The sequence below is a fragment of the Bradyrhizobium sp. GW821-FHT12B03 genome, assembly GCF_058807535.1.
Genome location: NZ_JBXAQU010000006.1, coordinates 171,927 through 189,255 on the forward strand (window position 1 = coordinate 171,927; position 17,329 = coordinate 189,255).

Consider the following 17,329-nt stretch of genomic DNA (forward strand, 5'->3'; position numbering starts at 1 on the left):
TCACCCCACCCCGCTCGCGCTTCGCGCGATCGACCCTCCCCCTCCAGGGGAGGGTGGACGCTACCCGATCGCGATGCCGCCTCCGACGGTCCGGTTCAGGACCTGGGTCGATTTCTCGATGCGTTCGGCGGCGGCGTTGAGCGCATTGACCACCGCGGTCTGCGTCAACCTGGCGCGCTCGACGGCGGCGTTGCGGAAATCCCTGAGCTCGGTGAGCTCCTGCTCCAAAGTACGGACGCGGTTGCTGGTGTCGACCAGCTCGTCGCAGACGGTCAGCGCGGCCATCACGGTGAGGCGCGCATCGCCGATCTCGCCGAATTTTCCGCGCAGCGACTGAATCCGCGTCTCCAGGCTTTCGGCGAGCTTGAGCAGCCGCACCTCCTGGCCCTCCTCGCAGGCCATGCGGTATTGCCGGCCGTTGATGGTGACGTTGATGTGGCTCATCCATCCTCTCCGGTATCGAGCACCGAGCGTATCGTGACGATGGCCGAATCCAGCCGGTCGGAGATCTCGCGATTGGTGCGCTCCAGCTTGCGCGCCTTCACCAGCGCGCCGTCGAGCTCATCGGCAAGCCGCGAGCGGTCCGCGCCCAGCGCCTGGATTCGCGCGGCAAGCTCGTTCTCGTCGCGATCGGCATCGCGCCGCCGCTCGACCGCGCTTTCGAGCGCGTCGAGCGCCGCCATGAGCCTGCGGGTCGCGATCTCGATCTCGACAGCGGAGGACTCCGTCATGGCGGAACTGTTGGAAACGCGATCGTTCATGCGGTCAGCGGCGGACCTTGGTGGCCTTTGCATCGGGGCTTGCCGCCCGGCAAAAGACTCGGTTCGGCAAGCGGTTAGAAGCAGAAATTTACGTGGCAAGCTAGCAAATCGCAACGTCGCCGCGAAACTATGCACTGATAGATCGGGATGGGATTCATCCCGATCTATCAGTTCCTCGGGCATGATCTGGCCGGAAAACCGGCCTCCACTTTGCGCTGACGCGGCCCTTCGGGTCCGGATCATGCCGTCAGCAACTTTTACGGCCAAACCGGCGTTTGATTGCCTTGGCCTGCCGGAACCGAGATGCTATCCCAGCCGCGACCCCAGCGGCCGAAAGGCTCCTTCCGGCGCGGCAAGTACCGCCACAAGCGCCTCATTTCAGACGGATTTCAGACATGACGCAGGTCGACCACACCCGTATGGCCAACGCGATCCGCGGCCTTTCGATGGACGCTGTCGAGAAGGCGAAATCGGGTCATCCCGGCCTGCCGATGGGTGCCGCCGACATCGCCACGGTGCTGTTCACGCAGTTCCTGAAATACGACGCCGCCGCGCCCGCCTGGCCGGACCGCGACCGCTTCGTGCTCTCGGCCGGCCACGGCTCGATGCTGCTCTATTCGCTGCTGTATCTCACCGGCAATGCCGAGATGACGCTGGACCAGATCAAGCAGTTCCGCCAGCTCGGCGGGCTGACGCCGGGCCATCCCGAGAATTTCCACACCAAGGGCATCGAGACCACCACCGGTCCGCTCGGCCAGGGCATCTCGACCGCGGTCGGCATGGCGCTCGCCGAGAAGATGCTCGCCGCCGAGTTCGGCAAGAAGATCGTCGACCACCACACCTACGTGCTCGCCTCCGACGGCGACCTGATGGAAGGCGTGTCGCAGGAAGCGATCGCGATGGCCGGGCACTGGAAGCTCAACAAGCTGATCGTGCTCTACGACGACAACGGCATCTCGATCGACGGCCCGACCTCGATCTCCGATTCCGTCGACCAGGTGAAGCGCTTCAAGTCCGCCGGCTGGGCCGCCGAGAAGATCGACGGCCACGACCAGGCCGCGATCACCGCGGCCATCACCCGCGCGAAGAAATCCAACAAGCCGACGCTGATCGCCTGCCGCACCACCATCGGCTTCGGCGCGCCGCACAAGCAGGGCACCTCAAAGGTGCACGGCGAGGCGCTCGGCGCCGACGAGCTCAAGGCGGCAAAAGAAAATCTCGGCATCTCGCTCGAGCCGTTCTCGGTACCCGACGACGTGCTGAAGGCCTGGCGCGCAGCCGGCTCTCGCGGCGCCGCCGCACGGCAGGAATGGGAAGGCCGGCTCGGTGAGCTCGGCAGCCGCAAGCGCGCCGAGTTCGAGCGCCGCCTGCGCCATGAGCGTCCGGCTTCGCTCGCAAAGGCGGTGCGCGCCTACAAGAAGGAGCTGCTGGAAAAGCCGCTGGTTGCGGCCACCCGCAAATCCTCGGAAGCCGTGATCGAAGTCATTGCCGGCGCGATGCCGATGGAGTTCCTCGCGGGCTCGGCCGACCTCACCGGCTCCAACAACAACAAGGCGAAGTCGGCCACGGCTTTCTCGGCCAAGACGCCGAAAGGCCGCTTCATCCATTACGGCATCCGCGAGCACGGCATGGCGGCTGCGATGAACGGCATCTTCCTGCACGGCGGCTTCGCGCCGAACGGCGCGACCTTCCTGGTGTTCACCGATTATGCGCGTCCGGCGATGCGCCTGGCCGCGCTGATGGGCGCGGGCGTCGTCTACGTGATGACGCACGATTCCATCGGCCTTGGCGAGGACGGCCCGACCCATCAGCCGGTCGAGCATCTCGCCGCGCTTCGCGCCATTCCCAACATGCGCGTGTTCCGCCCCTGCGATTCCATCGAGGTCGCCGAGTGCTGGGAGCTCGCGCTGAATCGCATCGACGGTCCGACGGTGCTGGCGCTGACGCGGCAGAACCTGCCGCAGCTCCGCACCACCGCGCCGAACGACAATCCCTGCCAGCAGGGCGCCTACGAGCTGGTCGCCGCCCAGGGCGAAGCCAAGGCGACGCTGTTCGCCTCCGGCTCCGAGGTCGAGATCGCGGTTGCCGCCCAGAAGCAGCTCGCCGAGCGCGGCATCCCGTCACGGGTGGTCTCGGTGCCCTCGCTCGAGCTTTTGTTAGCGCAACCAGAGGCGAAGCGGGCTGAGATCATCGGCAACGCGCCGGTGAAGGTCGCGATCGAGGCGGCCGTGCGCTGGGGCTGGGACGCCGTGATCGGCCAGGACGGCGAATTCGTGGGCATGCATTCCTTCGGCGCCAGCGCGCCGGCGAAGGAGCTTTACAAGCACTTCGGGATTACCGCCGAGGCTGCGGTTAACGCTGTGCTGAAACGCGTTTCCTGAGAGTTGAGCTTGCCAAAAAAAAGGACTACGTAGTCTCTCATATGATCAAGCATCGCCCGGCCGAACCGGGCGTCCGCCCCTAAAAAACCCTTGCAGGCGCGTATAGCGCGTTGTGCGGGATGATCAGGCGTTATCGAGCCCGTCATTGAACGGTCATAAGGAGATGAAACATGGCAGTCCGCGTCGGAATTAACGGTTTTGGCCGCATCGGCCGCAACATCCTGCGGGCTATTGCCGAGTCAGGCCGCAAGGACATCGAGGTCGTCGGCATCAACGACCTCGGCCCGGTCGAGACCAACGCCCACCTGCTCCGCTTCGACAGCGTCCATGGCCGCTTCCCCGGCACCGTCACCGTCGACGGCGACACGATCAGCCTCGGCGGCAGCAAGATCAAGGTGACCGCCGAGCGCGATCCCTCCAAGCTGCCCTGGAAGGATCTCGGCGTCGACATCGCGATGGAATGCACCGGCATCTTCACCTCGAAGGACAAGGCGTCCGCGCATCTGACCGCCGGCGCCAAGCGCGTGCTGGTCTCCGCGCCCGCCGACGGCGCCGATGCCACCATCGTCTACGGCGTCAACCACGACACGCTGACCAAGGATCATCTGGTCGTCTCCAACGGCTCCTGCACCACCAACTGCCTGGCGCCGGTGGCCAAGGTGCTGAACGACCTCGTCGGCATCGAGACCGGCTTCATGACCACGATCCACGCCTACACGGGCGACCAGCCGACGCTCGACACCATGCACAAGGATCTCTACCGCGGCCGCGCGGCTGCGATGTCGATGATCCCGACCTCGACCGGCGCCGCCAAGGCGATCGGATTGGTTCTCCCGGAACTCAAAGGCAAGCTCGACGGCGTCGCGATCCGCGTGCCGACGCCGAACGTCTCGGTCGTCGACCTCAAGATCATCGCCAAGCGCGCCACCGATGTGAAGGAAATCAACGCGGCGATGAAGCGCGCCAGCGAGCAGCAGCTCAAGGGCATTCTCGGCTACACCAGCGCGCCGAACGTCTCGATCGACTTCAACCACGACCCGCACTCCTCGACCTTCCACGAGGACCAGACCAAGGTGCAGAACGGCACGCTGGTGCGCGTGATGTCCTGGTACGACAACGAGTGGGGCTTCTCGAACCGCATGGCGGATACCGCCGTCGCGTTCGCGAAGGTGATCTAAGGCCGCTCCCGTGTCCCGGACGCGGTGCAGCGCCCTTGCGCTGCTCCGCAGAGCCGGGACCCATTTGACCGCGCGACCCGTCACATCCTGGGTCCCGGTTCTGCGCAGCGACACTTCGTGCCGCAGCGCGCCCGGGACAAGAGAGAGCGTTCAATGACCAACAAATTCCGCACCCTCGACGACGTCGACGTGAAGGGCAAGCGCGTGCTGCTGCGCGTCGATCTCAACGTGCCCATGGAGAACGGGCGCGTCAGCGACGCGACACGGCTCGAGCGCGTCGCGCCGACCATCACCGAGCTCTCCGGCAAGGGCGGCAAGGTCATCCTGCTCGCGCATTTCGGCCGGCCGAAGGGGCGCGATGCCAAGGAGTCGCTCAAGCCCGTGGCTGAAGCGCTGTCGAAGGTCGTGAAGAAGCCGGTCGCGTTTGCCGACGACTGCATCGGCGAGCCCGCGGCCACGGCCGTGGCGGCGCTGAAGGACGGCGACATCCTGTGTCTGGAAAACACCCGCTTCCACAAGGAAGAGGAAAAGAACGATGCCGCCTTCGTCGCGGAGCTGGCCAAGCTCGGCGACATCTGGGTCAATGACGCCTTCTCCGCCGCGCACCGCGCCCATGCCTCGACCGAAGGCCTCGGCCACAAGCTGCCGGCCTATGCCGGCCGCACCATGCAGGCCGAGCTCGATGCGCTGGAGAAGGCGCTGGGCTCGCCGACCAAGCCGGTCATCGCAATCATCGGCGGCGCCAAAGTCTCGACCAAGATCGACCTCTTGGAAAACCTCGTCAGCAAGGTCGACGCGCTGGTGATCGGCGGCGGCATGGCCAACACCTTCCTGCATGCCCAGGGCGTCGGTGTCGGCAAGTCGCTGGCCGAGAAGGATCTCGCGCCGACCGCGCTGCGCATCATGGAGAAGGCGGAAGCCGCCAACTGCGCGATCATCCTCCCCGTCGACGCCACCGTCGCCTATCATTTCGCCGCCAACGCGCCCTCGCATGCCTACGGGCTCGACGCGATCCCGGCCGACGGCATGATCCTCGACGTCGGCCCGCAATCGATCGCCCGCGTCCATGCCGCGATCGACGACGCGGCGACGCTGGTGTGGAACGGACCGCTCGGCGCCTTTGAGCTGCAGCCCTTCGACCGCGGCACCGTCGCGGCGGCCAAGCATGCGGCGGAGCGCACCAAGGCCCGGAAGCTGATCTCGATCGCGGGCGGCGGCGACACCGTCGCGGCCCTCAACCAGGCCCATGTGGCCGGTGACTTCACCTATGTCTCGACTGCCGGTGGCGCATTTCTTGAATGGATGGAAGGCAAGCCACTGCCCGGCGTCGAGGTCCTGCGTATCAAGTAAACCAGTCGACAAGCAGCTAGCGGGCCCTGAAGGCCCAAACCGGAGAAAAGACACATGGCTCGGATCACGTTACGTCAATTGCTCGACCATGCGGCTGAGAACGATTACGGCGTACCGGCCTTCAACATCAACAACATGGAGCAGGCGCTGGCGATCATGGACGCCGCCAACCAGGTCGATGCGCCCGTCATCATCCAGGCCTCGCGCGGTGCGCGCTCCTACGCCAACGACGTCATGCTCAAGCACATGATGGACGCGGTGACCGAGATCTATCCGCACATCCCGGTCTGCGTGCATCTCGACCACGGCAACGAGGCTGCGACCTGCATGACCGCGATCCAGGCCGGCTTCACCTCGGTGATGATGGACGGCTCGCTCAAGGCCGACGGCAAGACCCCCGGCGACTGGGGCTACAATGTCGGCGTCACCAAGACCGTGACCGACATGGCCCATCTCGGCGGCATCTCCGTCGAGGGCGAACTCGGCGTGCTCGGCTCGCTCGAGACGGGCATGGGCGACAAGGAAGACGGCCACGGCGCCGAAGGCAAGCTGAGCCACGACCAGCTCCTGACCAATCCGGACGAGGCCGTGAAGTTCGTCCAGGAGACCAAGGTCGACGCGCTCGCGATCGCGATGGGGACCTCGCACGGCGCCTACAAGTTCACCCGCAAGCCGGACGGCGACATCCTCGCCATGAACGTGATCGAGGAGATCCACCGCAAGCTGCCGAACACGCATCTGGTGATGCACGGCTCCTCGTCGGTGCCGCAGGACCTCCAGGACATCATCAACAGCTATGGCGGCAAGATGAAGCCGACCTGGGGCGTGCCGGTCGCCGAGATCCAGCGCGGCATCAAGCACGGCGTGCGCAAGATCAACATCGACACAGACAACCGCATGGCGATGACCGGCCAGATCCGGAAGGTGCTCAAGGACAATCCGGAAGAGTTCGACCCGCGCAAATATTTGAAGCCGGCGATGGAAGCGATGACCAAGCTGTGCAAGCAGCGGCTCCAGGAGTTCAACACCGCCGGCCAGGCCTCCAAGATCAAGAAGGTCCTGACCACCGCCGACATGGCCAAGCGCTACGCCAAGGGCGAGCTGGATCCCCGCGTCGCGTAAGCGATCGCGAAGGTGGCGTAAGCGACGTAAGGGCAGGCACCGTCATTCCGGGGCGCGCGCAGCGCGAGCCCGGAATCCATGGTGCCACCGTCGACGCGGATCAATGGATTCCGGGCTCGCGCCAAGGGGCGCGCCCCGGAATGAGCGGCCTCCCCCTTTACCCTGCGACGAACGTTAACTCGGCAATTGCCCGAGAACGGGCTATTTTCACGGGCAAGGGCAGAATCGTTTTGGGAGGACCTCTCGATGAATCTGACTGAGCTCAACAGGGTCGCGACCGCCATGGTCGTATCGGGCAAGGGCATCCTTGCCGCCGACGAATCCTCCGGGACCATCAAGAAGCGCTTTGACGCGATCGGCGTGGAATCGACGGAATCGAACCGCCGCGACTACCGCGAGATGCTGTTCCGCTCCAGGGAAGCCATGAGCCAGTACATCTCCGGCGTGATCCTCTATGACGAGACGATCTGGCAGGATGCGAAGGACGGCACGCCGCTGGTGAAGCTGATCGAACAGAGCGGCGCCATTCCGGGCATCAAGGTCGACGAGGGCACGCAAGCCCTGCCGATGTGCCCCGGCGAACTCGTCACCGTCGGGCTCGACAAGCTCGCCGAGCGCCTGAAGAAGTATTACGAGCGCGGCGCGCGCTTCGCCAAATGGCGCGCGGTGATCGACATCGGCAACGGTATTCCCTCGATGACCGCGATCAGCGTCAATGCCCACGCGCTGGCGCGCTATGCCGCGCTCTGCCAGGCCGCGCAGATCGTGCCGATCGTCGAGCCGGAGGTGCTGATGGACGGCGACCACGACATCGACCGCTGCTATGAAGTCACCCAGCGCGTACTCAACAAGACGTTCCAGGAGCTGCGTGTGCAGCGCGTCGCGCTCGAGGGCATGGTGCTGAAACCGAACATGGCGATCTCAGGCAAGAAGTCACCGAAGCAGGCTTCCGTCGCGGAAGTCGCGGAGAAGACGATACGGCTGCTCAAGGCCTGTGTGCCGGCGGCGGTGCCCGGCATCGCCTTCCTGTCCGGCGGTCAGTCCGACGAGGAGGCAACCGCGCATCTCAACGCCATGCACAAGCTCGGCCCGCTGCCCTGGGGCCTGACCTTCTCCTATGGCCGCGCGCTGCAAGCTGCGCCGCAGAAGGCCTGGTCCGGCAAGGCCGAGAACGTCGCGGCTGGCCAAAACGCCTTCAGCCATCGCGCACGGATGAACGGCCTCGCCTCCAGGGGCGAGTGGCAAAACAGCCTGGAAAAGAAAGCGGCCTAGATCTTGTCGAACAAATCGCCTCCGCCGCGCCCGGCGCCGCGTCTTTATCTCGCGACGCCTGTCGTCGATGACCCGGCTTCGCTGGTCGCCGAGCTGCCGGGCCTGCTCGCCGCCGCCGACGTCGCGGCCGTGCTGGTGCGGCTGAAGGAGACCGACCAGCGCACCATGATCTCGCGCATCAAGGCGCTGGCACCGCCGGTGCAGAAAGCGGGCGCTGCGCTGCTGGTCGACGGCCATGCCGAACTGGTCGCGCGCGGCGGCGCCGACGGTGCGCACCTGCCCGGCATCGCCGCGCTGAAAGAGGCGCTGCCGTCGCTCAAGCCCGATCGCATCGCCGGCGTCGGCGGGCTGACGACGCGGCACCATTCCATGGATGCGGGCGAGATGGGCGCGGACTATGTGCTGTTCGGCGAGCCCGACGCGAAAGGCCAGCGGCCGTCGGCGCAAGCCATCGCGGAACGGCTGGACTGGTGGGCCGAGCTGTTCGAGCCGCCCTGCGTCGGCTTTGCCACCTCGCTGGAAGAGGCCCACGACTTCGCCGCCAGTGGCGCCGATTTCGTGCTGGTCGGCGATTTCATCTGGGCCGATCCGCGCGGGCCGAAGGCCGCGCTGGTCGAGGCCGACGCTGCGATCAAGAAGGCCCATGCGACCGCGCTTGCGGGTGAGGAGCACGGCTAGCGCATGATGACGTCAGGTTCGAATGCCGCAACGAGGGAGGTGCGCTCCCTCCCCCGCTTGCGGGGGAGGGCTGGGGAGAGGGTGCCTCCGCAATGGGACAATCCCCCAGAGGAAAGAGCCCTCACCCGGCGCGCGGGACGATGCTTCGCATCGCCCGGGACGCGCCGACCTCTCCCGCAAGCGGGAGAGGTGCACCGAGCCCGCGGCCGCTTGATTCAACCTAAGCTCATTCCGCTTTCGCGCCCGACATGAAGCTCCCGCGCATCACCATTCTGGCCACGCTGCTGCTCACAGGGCCCGCAGCCGCGCAGCTCCAGATCACGCCGCCGGCCACAACGCCGAGCGCGCCGGCCGAAAAGCAGAAAGCCAAGCCGCACGCACCTGCCAAGAAGAAGGAGGCCGCGCCGGCGCCGAAGCCGTCCGCCTCGCCCAAGCCGGCACTGCCCGCGACGGTGATCCCGGCGCCGCCGACCGACAATCCCAATGTCGACCTGGTGTTCGGCGCCTATCAGCGCGGCCAGTACAAGACCGCGTTCGATCTCGCCACCGCCCGCGCGGCGACCGGCGATCCCAAGGCGATGACCATGCTGGGCGAGCTCTATTCCAACGCCATGGGCATCCGCCGCAACTACGCCAAGGCGCTCGAATGGTACAAACGTGCGTCCGACGCCGGCGACCGCGAGGCGATGTTCGCGCTCGCCATGATGCGCATCGCCGGCCGTGGCGGCCCGGTCGACAAGGGCGAGGCGGTGAAGCTGATGGCCTCCGCCGCCAAGCTCGGCGAGCCCAAGGCGGCCTATAACCTCGCGTTGCTCTACCTCGACGGCCAGACCCTGCCGCAGGACGTCAAGCGGTCCGCTGAACTGCTGCGCCAGGCCGCCGATGCGGGCCTGCCCGAGGCCCAATATGCGCTCGCGACCTTCTACAAGGAAGGCACCGGCGTGCCGAAGGACCCGGAACGGTCGGTGCGGCTGCTCCAGGCCGCCTCGCTGGCCGACAATGTCGATGCCGAGGTCGAATATGCCATCGCCATGTTCAACGGCACCGGCACGCCGAAGAACGAGCCGGCAGCCGTAGCACTGCTCCGCAAGGCCTCCCGCCAGGGCAGCGCGATCGCGCAGAACCGGCTGGCTTGGGTGCTGATCAATGGCATGGGAACGTCCGTGGACAAGGTCGAGGGCTTCAAATGGCATCTGGTGGCCAAGACCGCCGGCAAGGGCGATCCGGAGCTCGACAAGCAACTGGCCGATTTGCCGGCCGAAGAACGGGGCAAGGCGGAAGCCGCCGCCAGGAAATGGCTCGGGACCAAATGACTTGACGTTGAGCCCCCCACAGGGCACCCAATCCCCCAAACAGGCGCGTTTTCGCGCCATTTCCCCCGATCAAGACCTAGAGCACATGCTGTATTCCGCAACTATCAACGTCATGGTCAAGGCTGCGCGCCGCGCCGGCCGCAGCCTCAAGCGCGATCTCGGCGAGATCGAGCATTTGCAGGTCTCGCTGAAGGGGCCGGCGAATTTCGTCTCGCTCGCCGACAAGCGCGCCGAGGAGATCCTCTACCAGGACCTCTCCAAGGCGCGGCCCGGCTACGGCTTCATCGGCGAAGAGGGCGGCACGCGGGAAGGCAGCGACAAGAGCCACACCTGGATCGTCGACCCGCTCGACGGCACCACCAACTTCCTGCACGGCATCCCGCAATTCGCGATCTCGATCGGCCTCGTTCGCGAGGGCACGATCATTGCGGGCGTGATCTACAACCCCGCCAATGACGAGCTCTACATCGCCGAGCGCGGCAAGGGCGCCTTCCTCAACGACCAGCGCCTGCGGGTCGCCGGCCGCCGCCAGCTCAACGAATGCGTGGTGGCCTGCGGCCTGCCCCATATCGGCCGCGGCGACCACGAGGAATTCCGCCGCGAGATGACCGCGATCCAGGACCGCGTCGCAGGCCTGCGCCGCTTCGGCGCCGCCTCCCTCGACCTCGCCTTCGTCGCCGCCGGCCGCCTCGACGGCTACTGGGAGCGCAACCTGCAATCCTGGGACATCGCCGCCGGCATGATCATGGTGCGCGAAGCGGGTGGCACGGTGAGCGATATCAATACGCCCGGCGATGCGCTGGTGACCGGCGACGTCGTGTGCGGGAATGAGTTCGTGCACGGGGAGCTGGTGAAGGTGTTGCGGAAGTAAATCGCAGGAGCACGACGGCTCGATCCGCAACGAGTAGGACGCGGACTCATTAAGGCGTGGCCATGATCAGATTGATGCGAGCTGAACGAAGGCAAGGTAGTTGACGGCGAGCCTGTCGTAGCGCGTCGCCGCCCGACGACATTGTTTGATCCTGTTGAAGAACCGCTCGACCCGGTTGGCAGCAGAAGCGGACATCGACCTGCCGACAATCCTCGGTGAGACCGTCGAAAATGACCCACAACGGAAGTTGAGCCTGCCGCAACTTAGGGGCTATTCCCCGACGCATTTGGCGCACGAAACGTCGCTTGGGAGCCAAGCTGTGCCTTCAAGACCAGGTCGAAGCTGGGGCGCGTTTTTCCGTCCTGGAACACCACGCCTTTCGGGCTGAAGGCGACCCTGTCCGGGTCCTTGTTCAACGTCTGCCAGCTGCACGATATAGCGACGATACCGTAAGCCGAAACCGGCTGAACCTCTCCGGGATCTGCCACGCCATTACCATTAGCATCGCGCCACAGGGCGAGGCCGGCCAGTTCTTTACCGGTCAACATGCCATCGCGGTCGTCATCGAGTGCGGCCAGCGGCGCATATCCGTTGTTCCAAAACATCCAAAACGTGATGTTGCCGAACAATTGCCGGCCGCTGTTAATTTTGCCATCAAGCCTCAAGTCGCTGACAAGCCAGGCAGCTTTGGGGGTAATCCAGCTCCATTCGCGACTCAACCCGCTGCCGTCCACGTCGAACGTCACCCGCGCGTCGGGTGCTTCTAGGTCGGTGATCGTGAGTCCATCGGCCAGCGGCACAGCGATGGGAGTGATTGGGTACGGCAGCTTTCCCATCGCGGCCGCGTGGTCCTTCAGCGTCTCGATCTCGCGCTTATCCTTCTCGGCGTCGAGAAGCGGGACGAGGTAAGAGGCGACTTCGCCGGTCAGCGTCTGCCCGCCGAGACCAAGCCCCGTCAGGTTCTTTTCCTTCTCCCAGGCGGCGCTTGCGATCGTTCGATACTGCTTCACCGCATCGTACTTCCTGCCGGCCTGCTCGGTCAGCCAGGCGAGGCCGAGCTGGATAACAAGGTTGTCCTTGTCCAGTGCCAGCGCCTGCTTGTACGCTTTCAACGCGGCTTCCAGATGCGCCTGGGAGGCGGTCTTCGAAGTGGGGTCAGCGGCCGTCGTTACCTTACCGAAAGGAACGGCCGGCGGCCGAGTGCCATGGTAGGCCTTCGGCACCGTCAGCGGGTCGGACTTCTGAGCGTAAGCCATGCCATGCGCACGACCAAGGTTCAGCAACGCCTCGACGCTGGTAGGATCGTCCTTGGCGATCTTCTCCAGGTTTTCGATGAGCCTGGCGACCGGGATCCGTTCCTCTTCCACGCCCACCCACCTGCCGAGCGCCGGCGACGTCGCGGCAAGGAAAACCATCAGGAAGAGCAAGCGCACGGCGACTCCGACTTGCAAGAGAAGATCGTGGTCAATTTATCCGGTGCACACTGACGATGCTAGGGTCTGGAGGGACGCGGCCTAATCGTCCTCGTCCGGCTCCTCCTCGCGATACTCACCGCCGAGAGTGAGGCCCTCGATCGCCGTCGCCCCTTTCGACTTGATCACGCGGCGGAGCGGGACCGCGTTCTCGCTTCGCAATGCCTCCATCAGCTGTTCCGAATGGGTGACGATCCAGATATCGGCGCGGCGTGATGCCTTGGCGATCAGCCGGGACAATGGCGACAGCAGCGACGGATGCAGGCTGGTCTCGGGTTCGTTCAGCGCGATGAACGGCGGCAAGCGGTAGCCCATGAACACCGCGAGCAGGCAGATGTATTTCAGCGTCCCGTCGGAGAGTTCATGAGCCCCGAACGGCCGCGGCATGTCCTCCAGTTGCAGAGCAAATTCGCACAGGCCGTTGTTTTCCCATGCGCGGAGATCGGCGCCGGGAAACGCATCCTGGATCGCATCCTGCAGGTCGGCGGCGTCTCCTCGAATGGTGTAGAGCGTCGCCAGGGCCGCAGCCAGATCGCTTCCATCGGCGCTGAGCGAGGGCGTCGTGATCGCCAGACACGGCTTTCGTATCGGCGACGCCGGATCGGTGCGAAAGTCGTGATAAAATCGCCAGCCCAGCATTGCGTTTCTGATCAAATCGATTTCGGGGCATTCCTTGCCGTCCGAAAAACCCGCTAGCGCCGTTTCCGACGGCAGCACCGCGTCCTTGTGGTTGACCCATGCACCACTCTCGTCGCGGACGCTGACGAGCGAGTTTTTCCGCTCCATCAGGAGAACCGTGCGCTTGCCCTCCGTCGCCTCGATACTTTCTGTCTTGATCATCGGTTCGCCGGAAAACGCCGCCTCCAGTGGGCCAGGAAATCCGAGCTCAATGGAATATTTGAGACGGTCGAACCTGGCAGACAACCGCAGTCGCCCATCTTCGCCGCGCTTGCGGAGGCCGGACCAGCACACCGAATTCAATCCGCCCTCGTCGGCGATGGTGCGCGTGATCCGCCCGGTTGCCGCGTCGCGCAACAGCGACAGGGACTTGTAGAGATTGGATTTGCCGACACCATTCTCACCGACAAACACGGACAGGGGATGGATGGGTATGGAGAGCCGCCGGATGGAGCGATAGTTCGAGATCGCAATGTCGGTCGGACGCATCACATGCTCTCGGCAGGCTAACCGTGCATTCGCTGTTCAGTGCGACTACACATTCATTCAATCCAGGGATGCAGTCTGGATTGACAATCCCGAGAAAGCAAGCCGACCGATCCGGCGTTCGGGCAGGCAATCGCATATGGATTTCACAAGCAGCGCGCGGGCTTGCTCCGCCTCTCCCGCTCGCGGGAGAGGCCGACGCGCCCGGGGCGATGCGCAGCATCATCCCGCGCGCGGCGGGTGAGGGCTCTCACCACACTGGGACATCCTCCGCATTCTCGGCAATCCCGACGCGGAGATACCCCCACCCCAGCCCTCCCCCGCAAGCGGGAGAGGGAGCCCACTGCCGATGCCGCCCCATCGTGCATACTATGGGCGATTGCCCCGGGGCGTTCAGTGGCCGCCCCTTGCCCGCGCCGGCGGCCCGTACGCCTCGCCATCCTTCGCCGCTTTCTGCTCGCGATCCCCCGCCAGCACGCGCTGCACGGAGACGAAGAACACCGGCACCATCAACAGTGCGAGGATCACCACCGCGATCATGCCGCCCATCACGATGCTGCCCAGCGCCTGCTGGCTGGCGCCGCCGGCGCCGTGGGCGATGGCCATGGGGAGCACGCCGCAGATGAAGGCAAGGCCGGTCATCAGGATCGGGCGGAAGCGCAGGCGGCAGGCCTCGATGGTGGCTTCCACCAGCGGCTTGCCCTCCTTGCGGAGGTCCTTGGCGAACTCGATGATCAGGATCGCGTCCTTGGCGGCGAGGCCAATGATCGTGATCAGGCCGACAGTGAAATAGACGTCGTTGGGTAGCCCCCGCAGCATCGCCGCGACCACGGCGCCGACGATGCCGAGCGGCACGGTGAGCAGCACCGCGAGCGGAATGGTCCAGCTCTCGTAGAGCGCGGCGAGGCACAGGAACACCACGAACACCGACAGCGCCAGCAGGAACGGCGCCTGCGAGCCCGACAGTTTCTCCTGGAGCGACTGGCCGGTCCATTCATAGCCGAAGCCGCGCGGCAGCTTGCCGGCGAGACGCTCCATCTCCGCGATGGCATCGCCCGAGGTGAAGCCGGGCCTGGCTTCGCCCGAGATGCGCACCGCCGGATAATAGTTGAAGCCGGCGATCTGGGTCGGGCCGCGCGCCCACTCCACCGTGGTGAAGGAGGAGAATGGCACCAGCTGGCCGCGGCTGTTCTTGACGTTGTAGTTGAGGATGTCCTCGGTCCGCATGCGGTCGCGGGCATCCGCCTGCACCACGACGCGCTGCATGCGGCCGCGGTTCGGGAAGTCGTTGATGTAGTTCGAGCCGAGATTGGTCGAGATCGTGTTGTTGATGTCCTCGAAGGTGACGCCGAAGGCGCCGGCCTTCTCGCGGTCGATCACGAGGTTGACCACGCCCGCCTCGGGCAGGCCCTCGATATAGACCTTCTGCAGCACCGCGCTCGCATTGGCCTCCGCGATCAACTGGTCGGCGGCGCGCATCAGGGCCGGATAGCCCTTCTGGCCGCGGTCCTGGAGACGGAACGAGAAGCCCGAGGAATTGCCGAGATTGTCGATCGGCGGCGGCTGCAGCGCGGAGATCTTCGCGTCGCGAATAGAAGACGACAGATCGCGGTTGATGTCGGTGACGATCGCAGCGGCCGACTCCTTCGGCCCGCGCTCCGACCAATCCTTCAAGGTGATGAAGGCCTGCGCGGTGTTCATGCCCTGGCCGGAGAAGCTGAAGCCGGTGAGGAAGGTGACGTTGTCGACGCCCGGCCGCTGCGCCAGGTATTTCTCGACCTTCTCGATCACGGCCTCGGTGCGGCCGTAGGACGAATCCGACGGCGTCTGCACGTCGGTGGTGACGAAGCCCTGGTCGTCGACGGGCAGGAAGCCGCCGGGCAGGTTGACGAAGGCCCAGGACAGGCCGACGAGCAGCGCGACATAGACCAGCATCAGGCGGCCGGTGCGCTTCAGCGAGAAGCCGACGGTGCTCGCGTAGCGAAACCGGCAGGCCTCGAGCAACCAATTGAACCGGCTGAACACGAAATTGCTCGAATGGCCGTGCCCCTTGGCTACGGGCTTCAACAGCGTGGCGCACAGCGCCGGCGTCAGCGACAGCGCGAGGAAGGCGGAGAAGCCGATCGCGGCGACCATGGTCACGGAGAACTGGCGGTAGATGATGCCGACCGATCCCGGGAAGAACGCCATCGGCACGAACACCGCCATCAGCACCAGCGTGATGCCGATGATGGCGCCGGTGATCTGCGACATGGCTTTCCGCGTCGCTTCCTTCGGCGGCAGGCCCTCCTCGGCCATGATGCGCTCGACGTTCTCGACCACGACGATGGCGTCGTCGACGAGGATGCCGACCGCGAGCACCATGCCGAACATCGAGAGCATGTTGATGGAGTAGCCGGCGAGCAGCAGAATGGTGCAGGCGCCCAGCAGCGCCACCGGCACCACGATGGTCGGAATGATGGTGTAGCGGATGTTCTGGAGGAACAGGAACATCACCACGAACACCAGCACCACGGCTTCGACCAGCGTCGAGAGCACCTTCTTGATCGAGGCCTCGACCACGGGCGTGATGTTGTAGGGGATCTCGTAGGAGATGTTGGCGGGGAAGAAGCGCGACAGCTCCTTCATCTTCTCCTCGACCGCGCTCGCGGTCGCCAGCGCGTTGCCGGTCGGCGACATCAGCACGGACAGGCCCGCGGTCGGCTTGCCGTTCAGGCGGGTGTTGAACTGGTAGCTGAGGCCGCCGACCTCGATGCGCGCGACGTCGCGCAGGCGCACGGTCGAACCGTCGGCGTTGGCGCGCAGGATGATGGCGCCGAATTCATCGGGGGACGAGAGCTGGCCCTTGACCAGCACCAGCGCGGAGGTGCGCTGGGTCGACGTCGACGGCTCGGCACCGATGCTGCCCGAGGCGACCTGCGCGTTCTGCGCCGATATCGCCTTGTTGACGTCGTCGGCGGTCAGTCCATAGCCGACCAGCTTGGCCGGATCGACCCAGACGCGCAAGCTACGCTCGGTCGAATAGAGCGTGGCGCGGCCGACGCCGGGAATGCGGCGAATCTCGCCCAGCACGTTGCGGATCATGAAGTCGCCGAGGCCGACCTCGTCGAGGCTGCCGTCGGTCGAGTTCAGCGTGATGATCTGGAGCACGGCGCTGGAGGCTTCCTCGATCAGGATGCCCTGCTGGATCACCGCGCGCGGCAGCCGCGCCTCGACGCGCTTGATGCGATTCTGCACCTCGACCGAAGCCGCGCTGGTATCGGTGCCGGGCACGAAATTGGCGATGATCTCGACCTGGCCGAGCGAGTCGCTGGTCGATTCGAAATTGAGGATGCCGGAGGCGCCGTTGAGCTCCTCCTCGATCAGGCGCGTGACGCTGTTGTAGAGGTTTTCCGGCGAGGCGCCCGGATAGCTGGTCGAGATCGAGATCGAGGGCGGCGCGATGATCGGATATTGCGCGATCGGCAGCAGCGGCACGGAGATCGCGCCGATCAGGCAGATGAACAGCGCAACCACCCAGGCGAAGATCGGCCTGTCGATGAAGAAACTCGGCATTTGCCGTATCACCCTTGTTGTTTCGTACAGGCTCGATGAAGTTAGGTTCGCCCGGTTGTCTGGGGTCCGACCTCTCCCCAGCGGGGAGAGGTCGGATTGCTCTGGCGATGCGAAGCATCGTCCAGTGCAATCCGGGTGAGGGGCCGCAGCGCCCAGTGAGACTGTAACCCCTCACCCGGATCGCATCTTCGATGCGATCCGACCTCTCCCTT

The 17,329-nt window shown here is 65.3% G+C and carries 13 protein-coding genes and 1 pseudogene; 8 read left to right on the forward strand and 6 right to left on the reverse strand.

Annotated elements, in window-relative coordinates; genetic code table 11:
• Nucleotides 1–60 precede the first annotated feature (60 nt).
• The gene (locus AC1RUR_RS14240; RefSeq protein ID WP_492844923.1) at nt 61–444 is read right to left on the reverse strand and encodes a cell division protein ZapA; all 384 of its coding nucleotides are present in this window, start codon (nt 442–444) and stop codon (nt 61–63) included.
• Nucleotides 441–761: a DUF4164 domain-containing protein gene (locus tag AC1RUR_RS14245; RefSeq protein WP_020608063.1), complete on the reverse strand. Its 321-nt coding sequence runs from the start codon at nt 759–761 to the stop codon at nt 441–443. Before AC1RUR_RS14245 ends, AC1RUR_RS14240 begins: the two co-directional genes overlap by 4 nt.
• 395 nt (nt 762–1,156) lie before the next feature.
• Between AC1RUR_RS14245 and tkt the strand changes: the two genes are divergently transcribed.
• The 8 genes from tkt to AC1RUR_RS14285 all read left to right on the forward strand — a co-directional run bounded on the left by tkt (nt 1,157) and on the right by AC1RUR_RS14285 (nt 10,926).
• The gene (tkt, locus tag AC1RUR_RS14250; RefSeq protein ID WP_492844925.1) at nt 1,157–3,142 is read left to right on the forward strand and encodes a transketolase; all 1,986 of its coding nucleotides are present in this window, start codon (nt 1,157–1,159) and stop codon (nt 3,140–3,142) included.
• A gap of 170 nt (nt 3,143–3,312) precedes the next feature.
• Nucleotides 3,313–4,320 (forward strand): type I glyceraldehyde-3-phosphate dehydrogenase, encoded by a 1,008-nt coding sequence (gene gap, locus AC1RUR_RS14255; RefSeq protein ID WP_492844927.1) that lies wholly within the window; start codon nt 3,313–3,315, stop codon nt 4,318–4,320.
• 153 nt (nt 4,321–4,473) lie between these two features.
• Nucleotides 4,474–5,670 carry a phosphoglycerate kinase gene (locus AC1RUR_RS14260; protein WP_492844929.1) on the forward strand — a complete coding sequence of 399 codons (1,197 nt, stop codon included), beginning with the start codon at nt 4,474–4,476 and terminating at the stop codon, nt 5,668–5,670.
• Between the two features lie 54 nt (nt 5,671–5,724).
• The gene (fba, locus tag AC1RUR_RS14265; RefSeq protein ID WP_492844931.1) at nt 5,725–6,792 is read left to right on the forward strand and encodes a class II fructose-bisphosphate aldolase; all 1,068 of its coding nucleotides are present in this window, start codon (nt 5,725–5,727) and stop codon (nt 6,790–6,792) included.
• Nucleotides 6,793–7,038: 246 nt separating this feature from the next.
• Nucleotides 7,039–8,064 carry a class I fructose-bisphosphate aldolase gene (locus tag AC1RUR_RS14270; RefSeq protein WP_492844932.1) on the forward strand — a complete coding sequence of 342 codons (1,026 nt, stop codon included), beginning with the start codon at nt 7,039–7,041 and terminating at the stop codon, nt 8,062–8,064.
• A gap of 3 nt (nt 8,065–8,067) precedes the next feature.
• Nucleotides 8,068–8,742, forward strand: coding sequence for a thiamine phosphate synthase (locus tag AC1RUR_RS14275; RefSeq protein ID WP_492844934.1), 675 nt, complete (start codon nt 8,068–8,070; stop codon nt 8,740–8,742).
• Between the two features lie 248 nt (nt 8,743–8,990).
• A complete protein-coding gene (locus AC1RUR_RS14280; RefSeq protein WP_492844935.1) occupies nt 8,991–10,055 on the forward strand; it encodes a tetratricopeptide repeat protein in 1,065 nt (354 codons plus the stop codon).
• Between the two features lie 85 nt (nt 10,056–10,140).
• Nucleotides 10,141–10,926 carry an inositol monophosphatase family protein gene (locus AC1RUR_RS14285; protein WP_492844937.1) on the forward strand — a complete coding sequence of 262 codons (786 nt, stop codon included), beginning with the start codon at nt 10,141–10,143 and terminating at the stop codon, nt 10,924–10,926.
• A gap of 66 nt (nt 10,927–10,992) precedes the next feature.
• Here the strand turns inward: AC1RUR_RS14285 and AC1RUR_RS14290 are convergent.
• The 4 genes and pseudogenes from AC1RUR_RS14290 to AC1RUR_RS14305 form a co-directional block, all read right to left on the reverse strand.
• A pseudogene (locus AC1RUR_RS14290) lies at nt 10,993–11,103 on the reverse strand (IS5/IS1182 family transposase); the annotation flags it as partial.
• Between the two features lie 86 nt (nt 11,104–11,189).
• Nucleotides 11,190–12,359 (reverse strand): tetratricopeptide repeat protein, encoded by a 1,170-nt coding sequence (locus tag AC1RUR_RS14295; RefSeq protein WP_492844939.1) that lies wholly within the window; start codon nt 12,357–12,359, stop codon nt 11,190–11,192.
• Between the two features lie 81 nt (nt 12,360–12,440).
• Nucleotides 12,441–13,565 (reverse strand): AAA family ATPase, encoded by a 1,125-nt coding sequence (locus AC1RUR_RS14300; protein WP_492844941.1) that lies wholly within the window; start codon nt 13,563–13,565, stop codon nt 12,441–12,443.
• A gap of 390 nt (nt 13,566–13,955) precedes the next feature.
• A complete protein-coding gene (locus AC1RUR_RS14305) occupies nt 13,956–17,117 on the reverse strand; it encodes a multidrug efflux RND transporter permease subunit (RefSeq protein ID WP_492844943.1) in 3,162 nt (1,053 codons plus the stop codon).
• Between the last annotated feature and the right edge of the window lie 212 nt (nt 17,118–17,329).

Coding starts and splice junctions, on each gene's coding strand:
- AC1RUR_RS14245 (WP_020608063.1), bottom strand. CDS start 761: ATGAACGATCGCGTTTCCAACAGTTCCGCCATGACGGAGTCCTCCGCT.
- AC1RUR_RS14300 (WP_492844941.1), bottom strand. CDS start 13,565: ATGCGTCCGACCGACATTGCGATCTCGAACTATCGCTCCATCCGGCGG.
- AC1RUR_RS14260 (WP_492844929.1), top strand. CDS start 4,474: ATGACCAACAAATTCCGCACCCTCGACGACGTCGACGTGAAGGGCAAG.
- tkt (WP_492844925.1), top strand. CDS start 1,157: ATGACGCAGGTCGACCACACCCGTATGGCCAACGCGATCCGCGGCCTT.
- AC1RUR_RS14285 (WP_492844937.1), top strand. CDS start 10,141: ATGCTGTATTCCGCAACTATCAACGTCATGGTCAAGGCTGCGCGCCGC.
- AC1RUR_RS14280 (WP_492844935.1), top strand. CDS start 8,991: ATGAAGCTCCCGCGCATCACCATTCTGGCCACGCTGCTGCTCACAGGG.
- gap (WP_492844927.1), top strand. CDS start 3,313: ATGGCAGTCCGCGTCGGAATTAACGGTTTTGGCCGCATCGGCCGCAAC.
- AC1RUR_RS14240 (WP_492844923.1), bottom strand. CDS start 444: ATGAGCCACATCAACGTCACCATCAACGGCCGGCAATACCGCATGGCC.
- fba (WP_492844931.1), top strand. CDS start 5,725: ATGGCTCGGATCACGTTACGTCAATTGCTCGACCATGCGGCTGAGAAC.
- AC1RUR_RS14305 (WP_492844943.1), bottom strand. CDS start 17,117: ATGCCGAGTTTCTTCATCGACAGGCCGATCTTCGCCTGGGTGGTTGCG.
- AC1RUR_RS14270 (WP_492844932.1), top strand. CDS start 7,039: ATGAATCTGACTGAGCTCAACAGGGTCGCGACCGCCATGGTCGTATCG.